General features: G+C 68.7%; 13 protein-coding genes and 1 riboswitch. Of the genes, 8 read left to right on the forward strand and 5 right to left on the reverse strand.

Features of this window, described 5'->3' with window-relative positions; all coding sequences use genetic code 11:
• Positions 1–16: 16 nt before the first annotated feature.
• The 4 genes from G7B71_RS02855 to G7B71_RS02870 all read left to right on the forward strand — a co-directional run bounded on the left by G7B71_RS02855 (position 17) and on the right by G7B71_RS02870 (position 4,189).
• Entirely contained in the window at positions 17–1,495 is a 1,479-nt protein-coding gene (locus G7B71_RS02855; RefSeq protein WP_166037676.1) for a tetratricopeptide repeat protein, read from the forward strand.
• 46 nt (positions 1,496–1,541) lie between these two features.
• The gene (locus tag G7B71_RS02860) at positions 1,542–2,750 is read left to right on the forward strand and encodes an acyl-CoA dehydrogenase (RefSeq protein WP_243406070.1); all 1,209 of its coding nucleotides are present in this window, start codon (positions 1,542–1,544) and stop codon (positions 2,748–2,750) included.
• Entirely contained in the window at positions 2,750–3,862 is a 1,113-nt protein-coding gene (locus G7B71_RS02865) for a CaiB/BaiF CoA-transferase family protein (RefSeq protein ID WP_166037678.1), read from the forward strand. The genes G7B71_RS02860 and G7B71_RS02865 overlap by 1 nt, the downstream gene beginning before the upstream one ends.
• Positions 3,863–3,934: 72 nt before the next feature.
• The gene (locus tag G7B71_RS02870) at positions 3,935–4,189 is read left to right on the forward strand and encodes a DUF3421 domain-containing protein (RefSeq protein WP_166037680.1); all 255 of its coding nucleotides are present in this window, start codon (positions 3,935–3,937) and stop codon (positions 4,187–4,189) included.
• Positions 4,190–4,192: 3 nt separating this feature from the next.
• Here G7B71_RS02870 and G7B71_RS02875 read toward each other — a convergent pair whose 3' ends face one another.
• Both G7B71_RS02875 and rpmE read right to left on the reverse strand, forming a co-directional pair.
• The gene (locus tag G7B71_RS02875) at positions 4,193–4,720 is read right to left on the reverse strand and encodes a GNAT family N-acetyltransferase (RefSeq protein WP_166037682.1); all 528 of its coding nucleotides are present in this window, start codon (positions 4,718–4,720) and stop codon (positions 4,193–4,195) included.
• Positions 4,721–4,745: 25 nt separating this feature from the next.
• A complete protein-coding gene (gene rpmE / locus G7B71_RS02880) occupies positions 4,746–4,979 on the reverse strand; it encodes a 50S ribosomal protein L31 (RefSeq protein ID WP_166037684.1) in 234 nt (77 codons plus the stop codon).
• 109 nt (positions 4,980–5,088) lie between these two features.
• Positions 5,089–5,257: riboswitch (cobalamin riboswitch) on the forward strand.
• Between the two features lie 97 nt (positions 5,258–5,354).
• Between rpmE and G7B71_RS02885 the strand changes: the two genes are divergently transcribed.
• The 4 genes from G7B71_RS02885 to G7B71_RS02900 are packed head-to-tail and all read left to right on the forward strand — an operon-like array spanning position 5,355 to position 9,736.
• Positions 5,355–7,247 (forward strand): TonB-dependent receptor, encoded by a 1,893-nt coding sequence (locus tag G7B71_RS02885; RefSeq protein WP_166037686.1) that lies wholly within the window; start codon positions 5,355–5,357, stop codon positions 7,245–7,247.
• Entirely contained in the window at positions 7,216–8,034 is an 819-nt protein-coding gene (locus G7B71_RS02890; RefSeq protein ID WP_166037688.1) for an ABC transporter substrate-binding protein, read from the forward strand. The genes G7B71_RS02885 and G7B71_RS02890 overlap by 32 nt, the downstream gene beginning before the upstream one ends.
• Entirely contained in the window at positions 8,031–8,999 is a 969-nt protein-coding gene (locus G7B71_RS02895) for an iron ABC transporter permease (RefSeq protein ID WP_166037689.1), read from the forward strand. The genes G7B71_RS02890 and G7B71_RS02895 overlap by 4 nt, the downstream gene beginning before the upstream one ends.
• On the forward strand, positions 8,996–9,736 hold the full coding sequence (locus G7B71_RS02900; RefSeq protein WP_166037691.1) for an ABC transporter ATP-binding protein: 741 nt from the start codon (positions 8,996–8,998) through the stop codon (positions 9,734–9,736). Before G7B71_RS02895 ends, G7B71_RS02900 begins: the two co-directional genes overlap by 4 nt.
• On the opposite strand, the gene fabZ is transcribed toward G7B71_RS02900, so the two are convergent.
• From fabZ to bamA, 3 genes are read right to left on the reverse strand one after another with little or no spacing between them, the layout of a single operon-like run.
• Entirely contained in the window at positions 9,702–10,124 is a 423-nt protein-coding gene (fabZ, locus tag G7B71_RS02905) for a 3-hydroxyacyl-ACP dehydratase FabZ (RefSeq protein ID WP_243406073.1), read from the reverse strand. The genes G7B71_RS02900 and fabZ overlap by 35 nt on opposite strands.
• 59 nt (positions 10,125–10,183) lie before the next feature.
• The gene (locus tag G7B71_RS02910) at positions 10,184–10,822 is read right to left on the reverse strand and encodes an OmpH family outer membrane protein (protein WP_166037695.1); all 639 of its coding nucleotides are present in this window, start codon (positions 10,820–10,822) and stop codon (positions 10,184–10,186) included.
• Positions 10,822–13,530, reverse strand: a complete 2,709-nt coding sequence (gene bamA / locus G7B71_RS02915) for an outer membrane protein assembly factor BamA (protein ID WP_243406071.1) — start codon at positions 13,528–13,530, stop codon at positions 10,822–10,824. The genes G7B71_RS02910 and bamA overlap by 1 nt, the downstream gene beginning before the upstream one ends.
• Positions 13,531–13,540 lie beyond the last annotated feature (10 nt).

The following is a 13,540-nucleotide window of genomic DNA, read 5'->3' on the forward strand; positions in this document are numbered from 1 at the left end:
TCGTTTGACTTTAGCGATGCTGGCCCTGTTGCTGCCGGCGGCGGCACAGGCCGAGTGGCGTCGCGCCGAAAGCCCCAATTTCATCGTCTATGGCGAGGGATCGGAAGCGCGGCTGCGCGAGCGTATTCTGCTGCTCGAGGATTTCGACCGGCTGCTGCGCACCGTCACCAACGTCAACGGCCCGCCCGCCCCGGCCAAGCTCCACGTCTATCTGGTCGACGACAATCGCGCGCTGACCCGAATCCGCGACCTCAACCGCAACGTCGCCGGCTTCTACAGCGCCTCTCCCGAGGGGATCGGCGCCTTTGTCAGCGTGGACAACGCCGGCTCGCTCAACGAAGTGCTGTTCCACGAATATGCGCACCATTTCATGCTTCAGCAGGCGCCGGGGGCTTACCCCGCCTGGTATGTCGAGGGCTTCGCAGAATATTTCTCGACGGTGCGGTTCACCCGCGACGCGATCGACATCGGCAACTTCTCTCGCGGCCGAACCTCCTGGCTCGTCCACGAGGGCTGGCTGCCGCTCGACCGTCTGCTGGGCGGCAGGCCGAGCGGCCTGACGCCCGAGGGCGTGTCGATGTTCTACAGCCAGAGCTGGCTGCTCACCCATTATTTCTACAGCAATCCCGAGAGGCAGGCGGCGCTCGGCCGCTATCTGGTCGCGGCACGGCGAAGCGACCCCGTCGCAGCGATCCAGCAGGCGACCGGCATGGATGCGCGGCGTGTGGAACGCGAGCTGCGCGACTATATCCGCGACGGCTCGATCAACTTCCGGCGGATGCGCCGGGGCAGCACCGCGGCCCCGCCGCCGGTCACCGTAACCACGTTGCCCCGGGCGGCGGACGATCTCATCCTCAGCCATGCCGCGCTGCGCGTCGGCATTCGCGAATCCGCCGAAGCCGGCCAGCTTCAAGCGATCCGCGCCGCCGCCTCGCGCCACCCCGGCGACCCGTTCGCGCGCCGAGTCCTCGCCCATGCCGAGCTGCTCCACGGCGACCGGGCGTCGGCGGCGCGCCTGCTCGACGGATTGATCGCCGAGATACCGGACGACGCCGAACTCATGTACCTGCGCGGGCGGCTGCACCTGGCCGCGGCGCAGGACGCGCAGGATCCGGCCGCAGAGGAGCTGCTCGCCCGCCAATGGTTCGTGCGGGCGCACCGCGCCGACCCCAATCACTTCCAGACTCTCTACCGCTATTTCGAGGCGGTTCGCGGCGGCCCCGAAGGCAATACGGAGAACACCGCCAATCTTATCATCCTCGCCCACGAGCTGGCGCCGCAGGTGACCGAGATCCGGTTCGCCGCCGCCGCGTTCATGCTGCAGCGCGGCGACGCGGCACGGGTGGTGAGCTTGCTCGCTCCGGTTTCGGCCGACCCGCATAACCCGCAGGCCGCCGCCGCGGCACGCCAGATGATCGCGCAGGCCCTTGGCCGCGGCGAGCAAGGCGGCGATGCCGAAGCCGACGAGGGGGCGACCGAAAGCCCCGCGGACTAGCCCGCCCGCCCTTCCCTCGCACGCGGCAAAGGGCTAATCGCGCGCCATGCAGATGAAGAGCACGCACGCCGCCGGGAAGATCACCGCGTTCGATTGGGCCGACCCCTTCGGCCTCGACGAACAGCTGTCCGACGAGGAGCGCATGGTCCGCGACACCGCGGAGAGCTATGCCCAGGAGAAGCTCCAGCCGCGGGTGACCGAGGCCTATCTCGAGGAAAAGTTCGACCGCGAGATCATGAACGAGATGGGCGCGCTCGGACTGCTCGGAGCGACCATCTCGCCCGAATATGGCGGCGCCGGGCTCAACTATGTGAGCTACGGCCTCATCGCCCGGGCAGTGGAGCGGGTCGACAGCGGCTACCGCTCGGCCATGTCGGTGCAGTCGAGCCTCGTCATGCACCCGATCAACGCCTACGGCACCGAGGAGCAGAAGCGCAAATATCTTCCCAAGCTCGCCAGCGGCGAATGGGTCGGCTGCTTCGGCCTGACTGAGCCGGACGCCGGCTCCGACCCGGGCGGAATGCGCACCCGCGCGCAGAAGGTCGACGGCGGCTATCGCCTGTCGGGCGCCAAGATGTGGATCACCAACTCGCCGATCGCCGACGTCTTCGTGGTGTGGGCGAAGTCGGACGCCCATGACGGCAAGATCAAGGGCTTCGTGCTCGAAAAGGGCATGAAGGGCCTCTCGGCGCCCAAGATCGAGGGCAAGCTCTCCCTGCGCGCCTCGATCACCGGCGAAGTGGTCATGGACGGGGTCGAGATCCCCGAGGAGAATCTCCTTCCCAACGTCGAAGGGCTGAAGGGCCCGTTCGGCTGCCTCAACCGCGCCCGCTACGGCATCGGCTGGGGCGCGATGGGCGCGGCTGAGGCCTGCTATCACGCCGCGCGCCTCTACACGCTGGACCGCAAGCAGTTCGGCCGTCCGCTCGCCGCCACGCAGCTCGTGCAGCTGAAGCTCGCCAACATGGTCACCGAGATCACCCTCGGCTTGCAGGCGGCGCTTCGCGTCGGCCGCCGCTTCGACGCCGGCGAGCTGATCCCCGAGACGATCAGCCTGATCAAGCGCAACAATTGCGGCAAGGCGCTCGAGATCGCCCGCATCGCCCGCGACATGCATGGCGGCAACGGCATCTCCGCCGAGTTCCAGGTGATGCGCCACGCCGCCAACCTCGAGACGGTCAACACCTATGAGGGCACCCACGACGTCCACGGCCTGATCCTGGGACGGGCGATCACGGGCATTTCCGCCTTCTGATGGATAAGCCGCTTGCGGGATTGAAGGTCCTCGAGCTTGCGCGGATCCTCGCCGGGCCGTGGGCGGGGCAGCTGCTCGCCGACCTTGGCGCCGAGGTGGTGAAGGTCGAGCGCGCGGGCGCGGGCGACGACACCAGGCAATGGGGCCCGCCCTTCGCCGAGGACGGCGCGGCCGCCTATTTCCACGCCTGCAATCGCGGCAAGAGCTCGGTCGCGGTCGATTTCGACGATCCCCAGGACCTCGACCGCATTCGCAAACTCGCGGCTGAAGCCGATGTGATCATTGAGAATTTCAAGGTCGGCGGATTGAAGCGCTTCGGTCTCGACTATGACTCCGTCCGAACCGCCAACCCGGGCGTGGTCTATTGCTCGATCACCGGCTTCGGCCAGGACGGGCCCTATGCGCCGCGCGCCGGCTACGACTTCATCATCCAGGGCATGGGCGGAATCATGTCGCTGACCGGCGAGCCCGACGGAGCGCCGCAGAAAGCCGGAGTCGCCTTCGCCGACATCTTCACCGGCGTCTATTCCACCGTCGCGATCCTCGCGGCGCTCCGCGAGCGCGATCGCGGCGGCGAAGGCGCCCATATCGACATGGCCCTGCTCGACACCCAGGTCGCGGTGCTCGGCAACCAGGCATTGAACTGGATGGTGTCGGGCAAGGTCCCCCACCGCATGGGCAACGGCCACGCCAACCTCGTCCCCTATCAGGCGTTCAGCGCGCGCGACGGCGAGGTTATCGTCGCGGTCGGCAATGACCGGCAGTTCGAGCGGCTGTGCGCCCTCCTCGGCCTCGATTCGCTGGCCGCCGACCAACGCTTCAGCACCAATCCCGGCCGAGTCACCAACCGCGCCGAACTGATTCCGCTGCTTCAGCAAGCGATTGGGACGCGCGGCCGCGCCGAATTCTCGGAAGCGTTGGAAGCGGCCGGCATCCCCGCGGGGCCGATCAACGACATCGCCCAGGTGTTCGACGACCCGCAGGTGCGTCACCGCGGGCTGAAGCTCGACCTCGACGGGGTTCCCGGCCTCGCCTCGCCGATCGTCATCGACGGCAAGCGCCAGGTGTCCGACCGGCCGAGCCCGCCTCTGGGCGATAACTTTGTCGAGTGAATAGAGGCGCTTGACCTCGGCTGTATTACAAACGTAGGAAAGCGTCTTTATTTGAAGGGCGGGGAGTTCGTCATGAAGCTTGCGGTTGTTGCGGTTGCGTCACTTTTGATTGCCACCCCGTCTCTTGCCCAGGTCACCGGCGCGTCGGGAAGCAACGGCAGCAATATCGAGACCGGCCAGCAGAATCTCCCTGAGGGCGCGTCCGAGGGCGGCCGCAACGCCAATGGCGAGCGCCTGATCTGCCGCCGGGTCGAGGCCGGTTCGTCGAGCCGCATGTCGACCCGCCGCGTGTGCCTCACCGCCCGCGAGTGGCGCGAGCGCCAGTAGTTCTCAGCCGTTCCGCCTGAACCGGCGGAACAGCAGGATGGTGTCGTCACGATAGGAGGCCGGCTCGCGATGCGTGAAGCCGGCCTTTTCCACGACCCGGATCGACGGTGCGTTGGCCTCGTCGATGATCGCGACGATCTGGTCGTGGGACAGCGTAGCGTCGGCCCAGCCCAGCGCCGCGGCGACGCCTTCCGAGGCATAGCCCTGGCCGTGGGCGGTCGAAGCGAAGAGGTAGCCGAGCTCGGGCAGGCCCTCGATGGTCGGCTCCATCGCCCGTTTGAAGTCGGCGAAGCCCAATTGGCCGATCACCGCGCCGTCGGCGCGGCGCTCGACGATCCAGTAACCGTAGCCGAGCAGCATCCACATCGCCGGGCCGCATAGCATTCGGCGCCAGCTGTCCTCGCGCGGCTGCGGCACGCCGCCGATATAGCGCATGACCGCGGCGTCGCCGGTCATCGCGGCGACGGCATCGAGATCCTCGGCCCGGTGCGGGCGAAGGACGAGGCGGTCGGTCGTCAGGACCGGGATCACGCCTCCCCCTCGCGCTCGCAGGAGCTTATTTCTTGCCGGTGAGCTTGAGGCCGCCGAAGCGCTTGTTGAAGCGCGCGACCTGACCGCCCGTGTCGAGCATCTTGCCCGAGCCGCCGGTCCAGGCCGGGTGAGCGGTGGGATCGATGTCGAGCTGCAGCGTGTCGCCTTCCTTGCCCCAGGTGGAGCGGGTCTCGAACACGGTGCCGTCGGTCATCTGCACCTTGATCATGTGGTAGTCGGGATGCGTATCGGTCTTCATGGATCGAATTCTTTCCGGGATTTCGGCTGGTTTCCGACCAGCCTACTGGTCTGGGAAGCGGCGCCTTTAGCGGCTCGCCCATCGATTGACAAGGTGGAGCGGCGGGCGTAGCCGCCCTCCCCGCGAAGGTGTCCCCGCGCAAGCGGGGATGAAAATGGGAAGCCGGTGCGAAACCGGCGCTGTGCCCGCAACTGTAAGCGGCGAGCCCGTCATCCGCAAAGGATGATGGCGCGTCTGAGCCGCGAGCCAGGAGACCTGCCTTCGCCGTCGTCCGCGTCCGGCCGGGACCAGCCGCCAGCGCGTGGCGCCGCCGTGGCATGACGCCGCGCCGGTTCCTCCGAGGCGACACCTGTGTGTCGCTTGAAGGAGGAACAGATGATTTCCGCATTGCTCATTGCATCGCTGCAGGTCCCGGACGCGGCTGCAACCCCTGTCGCCGACGAGGAGGTCGTCGTCACGGCCTCGCTCGTGCCGGTGGCGGAGGACGATGCGCCGGCTTCCGTCACGCTGTTCGATGCCGCTCGGATCGAGGCGCTCGGCTCTGCCCAGGCAAGCGACCTCATCCGCCTCGCCCCCGGCGCGTCGGTGTCGGTGTCGGGCGGCCAAGGCGCGCTGACCCAGGTGCGGCTGCGCGGTGCCGAGGCCAACCACACGCTCGTCTTCATAGACGGGATCGCCTTCAACGACCTCGCCGCGGGCAACCAGGCGCGGTTCGAGACCTTCAGCGCAGACGGGCTCGGCCGGATGGAGTTGGTGCGCGGGCCACAATCGGCCCTGTGGGGGTCCGAGGCCCTGGGTGGGGTCATCGCAATGGAAAGCCCGGATCCGCTCGGGACACGGCGAGGCACGGCCAGCGTCGAGCTCGGAAGCAGCGACTTCCTGCGCGCGTCCGGCGCCTTCGCGACCGGGGGCGAGCACGCTGGCCTGTCCAGCACGCTCAGTTTCGCTCGCGGCGAGGGCATCGACATCCTCGGTGGCGGAACCGGCGACCGGGATGGTTTCGAGACCCTGACCGCCGCGCTTCGGGGCGCGGTCCGCTTCGGGGATTTCAACGCGGGCGCGGTCGGCCGCTATGTCCGCCACGAAACCGAATATGACGCCAGTGACCCCTTCACCTTTCAGCGGGCTGACACCGCCGACGTGTCTGAGGTCGACACGAAGGCGGGCCGGATCTGGCTCGGTTATGGCGACGCCGTGACGCCATGGCAGGTGCAGATCGAGGGGCAGCATCTCGACAGTGAGAACCGCAACCGCCTCGCCGACACGCCGACCAATGCCAGCTACGGCCGACGCACCCGCCTTGGCGCGCAGGCGGTGCGGCGTTTTGAGGTCAGCACGACGCGCCATACCATCGTCGTCGCGGCCGAGCATGAGGAAGAGGCGTTCGGCACCCGCGATCTGCAGTTCGGCGGCGCTTCGGACCGCGACCTCGAGCGCGGGCGCACCGCCTTCGTCGGCGAGTGGCGGGCCGAATGGGGCGACCTCCTCACCACCGACGTCGCCGTTCGCCACGACGATTTCAGCGCGTTCCGGGACGCGACGACCCTTCGCCTCCACGCCGAGCTCGACCTCGGCGGCGGCGTGGCGCTGGTCGGCGGCTATGGCGAGGGCATCGCCCAGCCGAGCTTCGTCGACCTGTTCGGCTTCGGCCCGGGCTCGGGCTTCATCGGCAACTCGGACCTGCGCCCCGAGCGCTCGGAGGGATTCGAGGGCGGACTTCGCTGGCGGCGCCCCGCCTTCTCGCTGGAGGCGATCGCCTTCTCGAACGACCTCCGTGAGGAGATCGTCGAGGATTTCAGCATCTTCCCCAATTACACGGTGGTGAATGCGCCGGGCGAGAGCCGGCGGCGCGGAATCGAGCTGTCGGGCGAATGGCGCCCGAGCGAGGGCCTGCGGGTCTCGGCCAACTATACCTATACGGACACGCGCGAGCCGGAGACTGCGGGGGCTGCGCTGCGCGAAGTGCGGCGGCCCGAGCACACCGCCAACCTCGCGGGCGACTGGCGGATCGGACCGCTGACGCTCGGCGGATCGCTCGCTTATGTCGGCGAGCGGACCGACCGCGACTTCGACCTGTTTCCCGCACCCGTTGTGAAGCTCGGCGCCTATGTACTTGCCAGCGCACGCTTTGCTTACCGGATCAGCGAGGTGCTGGAAGCCTATGCGCGGGTCGAGAACGGGTTCGACGAACAGTATCAGGACGTGGTCGGCTATGCGACTCCGGGACGGTCGGTATATGCGGGCATTCGGCTTAGCTTCGGCGATTAGCCTGGCGCTCGCCGCCTGCGCCGCGCCGCCGCCCGAACCCGCACCGGGCCCGCGCGGCGGCCCGCCCGTGCGCGTGGTGTCGCTCAACCTGTGCACCGACGAGCTGCTGCTGCTGCTCGGCACGCCGGCGCAGATCGCCTCGGTCACGCATCTGGCGCACAAGCCGGAGGAGACGCCCCTGTGGCGCAAGGCGCGACGGCACCGCGCCAATGACGGCACGCTCGCGTCGGCCGCGGCGCTGAGGCCGGACCTCGTGCTGACCATGGGCGGAGGCGGCGACCGCCTCGGCATCGCCGCACGGCTGGGGGTGGAGGCTGTCGACCTGCCGTTCCCGCAGAGCATCGACGACGTCATGGCGTCGATCCACACCGTCGCCGCAGCGCTCGGGCGCGAGGCGGAAGGCACGGCGGCGATCGCGCGGATCGAGGCGCTGCGCCGATCCGCTCCCGAGCAATCCGTCGACACCTTGTGGGTCGGCGGCGGCGGGCGCACGGTCGCCGCCGAAGGATTGGAAGCGCAGTGGATGGCGCTCGCCGGTCTTCGCCAGCGCCCCGTCGCCGGCGACCGCATCGAATTGGAGACGTTGCTGGTGAGGCCGCCCGCCGTGCTGCTGCGCAGCGACTATCGCGCCGAGCAATATTCGCAAGGCCAAGCATGGTTGAACCACCCGCTGGCGCGGGCGGCGCGGGACAGCCGCACGATCGCCACCGACGGCCGGCGCTGGACCTGCATGGGCCCGCCTCTCGTCGACGAGATAGTGCGCCTGCGCGGCGAGGTCGCGGCATGAGGCATGGCGTCATTCTGTCGGTCGGCGTGCTGGCGCTGCTTGGATTCGCGGCGTCGTTGTTGCTGCCATGGTCGAGCCTGCAGGCGCTCCTCGCGGCAGACCGCGACCTCGGCCTGACCTTCCTTCTCGAGCTGCGCCTGCCGCGGGCGGCGCTGGCGCTCGTCTATGGCGCCATGCTCGGCTCCGCCGGCGCGGCGATCCAGGCGCTGTTCGGCAATCCCCTCGCCTCGCCGGACCTCACCGGCACCACCAGCGGCGCGGCACTGGGCGCGGTTGTGACCGCCTATATCATCGGCGCGGCGAGCTCGTTCGCGATGGCGATCGGTGCCGTTGCCGGGGCGCTTGCCAGCCTTCTGCTTCTGATCGGCCTCGCCGGTCGCCGCGCCGAGACCGCGACCCTGCTCCTCGCCGGCCTCGCGATCAGCGCGCTCGCGGGAGCGCTGACCACCCTGGCGCTCGCTCTCGCCCCCTCCCCCTTCGCCTTCTACGACGCCTATTCCTGGCTGATGGGGTCGTTGATCGACCGAAGCCTGCCCCAGCTCGGCTTCGCGGCCGTCCCAGCCGCCGTCGCGATTCTGTGGCTGGCGCGGCTCGCCGGCCCCCTCGATCGGCTGGCGCTGGGCGAGGAGGTTGCCGAGTCGCTCGGCCACGATCTAGGCCGCCTCAGGCTCCAGATCATCTGCCTCAGCGCGCTCGGCGTCGGCGCCTGCGTGGCGATCTGCGGTGCGATCGGCTTCATCGGGCTCGTCGCACCGATCTTCGCTCGGCGGCTGACCGGCGGCCATGCCGGTCGGGCGATCCTGCCGGCGGCGGCGATCGGAGCGCTGCTGCTCATCCTCGCCGACCTCGCCAGCCGCTTCGCCCCGCTCGGCCGCACCTTGCCGATCGGAGTCGTCACCGCCCTGGTCGGCGCACCCTTCTTCCTGTGGCTGGTGGCGCGGATGCGCTGGGGAATGGCGCGATGAGCCTCGTCGACGGGCTCGGCCTCGCCCTCGCGGGACGCCTCGAGCGCACCAATTTGCGGCTGGAGGCGGGCACCCTCACCTGCCTCGTCGGCCCCAACGGCAGCGGCAAGACGAGCCTGCTCCACGCGCTCGCCGGGATTGGCCGCTCTTCGGGCGGGACATTGATCAACGGGGAGGATTTGCGACGTACGTCCCCCGCACGGCGCGCCGCCCTCGCCACCTACCTGCCGGCGAGCCGCGACCTGCGCTGGCCGCTCCATCCGCGCGACCTCATCGCGCTCGGCGGTGCCTCACCGGAGCAGATCGACGATTATGCCGCGCTGCTCGAACTCGACGGAATCGAGCCTCGCACCGTGGACCATCTCTCGACCGGCGAGCGCAGCCGGGTGCTGATCGCGCGCGCGCTCGCGCCGCGCCCGAAGCTGCTGCTGCTCGACGAGCCGACCGCCAATCTCGACCCGCTGTGGCAGATTCGGCTGATGGACGTGGTGCGCGCGGAAGTGGCGCAGGCCGATCGTGCCGCCGTCGTCGCGATGCACGACCTCGACGCCGCCCGCCGCTACGCCGACCGGCTGATCGTGATGAGCAAGGGCGCGATCGCGGCCGACGGCGGCCCCGATCAGGTCATGGGCAGCGGCGTCATTCGCGAGGTGTTCGGGATCGAGCGGGACGGCAGCCACTGGCGAGCCGCTGCCGAACCGGTCAGGCCGTCGGCGGATCGGCGATCATCGCCGTGAAATTGGCCTCGGCAGCGAGCAGGTCGCCGACATAGGCTTTGCCTTCGAACTTGCACACGCGGGCCCGCTTCTGGACGAAGCTGACGTCGAGGCGGAGAAGCACGCCCGGCTCGACCGGGGTGCGGAACTTGGCGCCGTCGATGGCCATGAAATAGACCAGCTTGCCCGACCCCGCGAGTCCGAGCGACTGGACCGCGAGCACGCCCGCGGCCTGCGCCAGAGCCTCGACGATCAGGACGCCCGGCATGATCGGACGGCCGGGGAAGTGACCCTGGAAGAAGCTCTCGTTGATCGTGACCGCCTTGATCGCGCTGATCCGCTCATCCGGGACCAGGCTCTCGACTCGGTCGACGAGAAGCATCGGGTAGCGATGGGGCAGAGCCGCCATCACCGCCCGGACGTCGAGCGCCCCCGCATCAGCGGGAGCGCTCTGGTTCGACGCTTCCGTCACCGGCCCTGCGGGCGCGGCTGCTGCGGCTGCGGCTGGGCCGGCTGGGCCGCCGGAGCCTGTTGCGGCATCGGCGTGATGCTGACCGCCGGGAGCGCTCGGTTGAGCTGCGCGAGGACGTCGTTGGTGACATCGAGCGCCGGCGCGTTGCCGAGGCGCGCGTCAGTCGAGATGATCAGGTTGGCGCCGCGGGCGGTCATCACCTGGCTGTAGATCGGCTCGAGCGCACGGTTGAGCTGGGCGCCGACATGGACCCGGGTGCTCTCGAAATTCTGCTGGAGGGTCTGAAGCTCCTGAGCGGCGGTCTGGCGGCGCTGGTTGAACGCCTCGACACGCGGGCGCAGGGCGTTTTCAGCCGCGGTGCGGGCGGCGCCGCTAAGCCCCTGGATCCGGGTAACTTCGGCCTGCAGGGCCTGCTCCTCGGGCTGGAGGGGTCCGAGCAGGGCCTGGCGGCGCTGCTGGAAATTGGTGTCCTGTGCCTGGAGCGCGGCAGTCGCCGACACGCAGGCGACGCATTCGCGAAGAACGCGGTCGGTGTTGACGACGGCGACCACGGCGGCCGGGACGCGCTGCTGCGCGATCGCGCCGGTGGGAAGAGCGGCGGCAATAACGGCCGCGGCAAGAAGCTTGGTCTTCATCAGAAAGCGGTTCCTACGTTGAAGGTGAAGATACGCGTGTCGTCGCCTTCCTGACTGAGCAGGGGATAAGCGACGTCGATACGGAACGGTCCGAACGGCGAGTTCCAGTTCACGCCGAAGCCGACAGAAACGCGCGGCGACGGCGTGTCGCCGACGAACACCTCGCGGAACGGCTCGACGCCCAGGCGGAACGGGTTGGAGCCGGGCGGGCAGGACGTCGTGCCCGGCTGGAGCCGGATGATGGTGCCGTCCGCCGCCTGGCAGGAGTTGAGAGTCAGCTCGGAGCCGGGGGTGATGTCGAGCAGGTTGGGCTGACGCACACCCCACAGCGCGCCGACGTCGACGAAAACCGACGGGCGGACGCCAAGCTCGCGGATCGCGTTGCTGACCGGAATCTCGAGCTCGAGATGGGCGAGATAATAATAACGGCCGCCGATCGCCTCGTCGCGGGTCAGCTGCTCGTTATCGTCCAGGACGAAGTTGCCGTCCGCGTCGACCACGGGATCGCCATCCTCGTCGAAGGCGTAAGGCCGGCGCAGAACGCGCGGGCCGATGCCGCGGATGTCGAAGCCGCGCATCTGCGGGCTGCCGAGCGTGAAGCGGTCGGTGAGCAGGATCGGGTCGACTCCGGGCGCACCGTCCTCGAAGCTGAAGATGGCGCCGCCCTCGGCGCTCGCCGACAGCACGAAGCCTCTGCCGACGCTCCAGTAGCGGGCCGCGCTGGCGCGGGTGCGCAGATAGCGGACATCGCCGCCGAGGCCGGCAAAGTCCTGCTGGAGCAGCGCGCGAAAGCCGCTGGTCGGCCGCAGGCTGTTGTTCAGCGTCGAATAGACCAGCGTGTAGCCGAGGCTCGACACCACCCGCTCGCCGAGCAGGTCGCACAGGTAGCGACCGGCGAGAAGCGGGTCGCAGCTCGCGGGCAGCGGGCCGGTCCCGTCCGGGTCGGTGAAGTAGAGCTGCGGTGCGAGGCTGATCTCGCTGAGGTTGAGGCTGTAGCGAAGCGCCAGCTGCATCCGCTCGGTGAGCGGAATGCCGACGCGGACCTGGCCGCCGGTGGTCACCTCGTCGAACGTGCTGCGGCGCTCGTTGCCGACGAAGCTGAAGCTGTTGAGATCGCGCCGGTAGAGATCGAAGCCGACCGCCACGTTGCGGTCGAATAGATAGGGCTCGGTGAAGCCCAGCTCGAACGAGCGCGAATAGCTCGAATAGTTGATCGCCGCACGCAGCTGCTGGCCGAGGCCGCGGAAGTTGCGCTGCTGGACCGACAGGTTGACCAGGATCTGCTCGATGCTCGAAAAGCCGGCGGAGAGCTGGAGCTCGCCGGTGGCGCGCTCCTCGACCTCGACGTTGAGCGCCATCCGGTCGGGACCGAGCTCCTGCTGCTCGATCTCCAGGTTTTCCTGGAAGTAGCCGAGGCTGTTGATGCGGTCGCGCGAGCGACGGACTCGGATCGAGTTGAACGGATCGCCCTCGGCGAGGCGGAACTCGCGGCGGATCACCTTGTCGGCGGTGTTGGTGTTGCCGGAGATGTTGATCCGGTCGACATAGGTGCGCTGCGCTTCGTTCACCTGGAAATTGACGTCCATGGTGAGCGTTTCGGGGTTGCGGCTGAAGCGCGGATTGACGTCGGTGAAGGCGTAGCCGTAGAGGCCGGCGAGCTCATTGAGGCGGGTGACCGTGTCCTCGACCTGACGGGCATTGTAGAAATCGCCGGTGCGCATCGGCAGCGCTTCCTGCAGCGACTCGCTGCTGAAGTCGCGGATTTCGCTGTTCACCGTGACTTCGCCGAACTTGTAGCGCGGGCCCTCCTCGACCACGTAGGTGATGATGAAGTCGCGCCGGTCCGGAGTCAGTTCCGCCACCGCCGAGACGACGCGGAAGTCGGCATAGCCCTGGGTCAGGTAGAATTGCCGCAGCTTCTGCTGGTCGAACGCCATCCGGTCGGGATCGTAGGTTTCGTTGCCGCCGCCCAGGATGCTGAACGGAAAGCCCCGCGCCTCGCGGGTCGCCATCTCGGCCACGAGTCGGCTGTCGCCATAGGCCTCGTTGCCGATGATGTTGATCTGGCGGACCTGCGAACGCGGCCCCTCCTCGATCTCGAACACGACGTCGACTCGGTTCTGGTCCAGCTGGACGATCTTCGGTTCGACTCGTGCGGCGAAGCGGCCCTGGCGGCGATAGAGCTCGATGATGCGCGCGACGTCGGCGCGGGCGCGGCTGCGGGTGAAGATCTGGCGTGCCGCCAGCCGGATCTCCGGCGTGATCTTGTCGTCCTTCAGGCGGCGGTTGCCTTCCAGGATGATGCGGTTGATGACCGGGTTCTCGCGGACCTGGATGACGATGTTGCCGGTCTCGACGCCGGCGATCTGGACGTCGGCGAACAGCTCGGTCGCGTACAGCTCGCGAAGCGCCTGGTCGATGCGGCTGCGGTCATAAGCCTCGCCGGGACGCAGCGTGATGTAGGAGATCACCGTCTCCGCCTCGAGCCGCTGGTTGCCGGTCACGTTGATCGAACGCACGACCTGCTGGGCCGGCGCCACCGCCGGCGGAGTGAGCGGAATGGTGGGAACCTGCTGAGCCGCGGGCTGCTGGGTCTGGGCCTGGCCGTCCTGCGCGTGGGCCGCGGCCGAGAAGCCGCCGAGCGCGGTCCCGACCAGCAGCAGGGTGCAGAAGTGGCGGCCTTTTGGAAAAGCTTGATGAGACGTCACGTGGTTCCCG

It is taken from the genome of Sphingosinicella sp. YJ22 (assembly GCF_011320075.1).
GTDB lineage: Bacteria > Pseudomonadota > Alphaproteobacteria > Sphingomonadales > Sphingomonadaceae > Allosphingosinicella.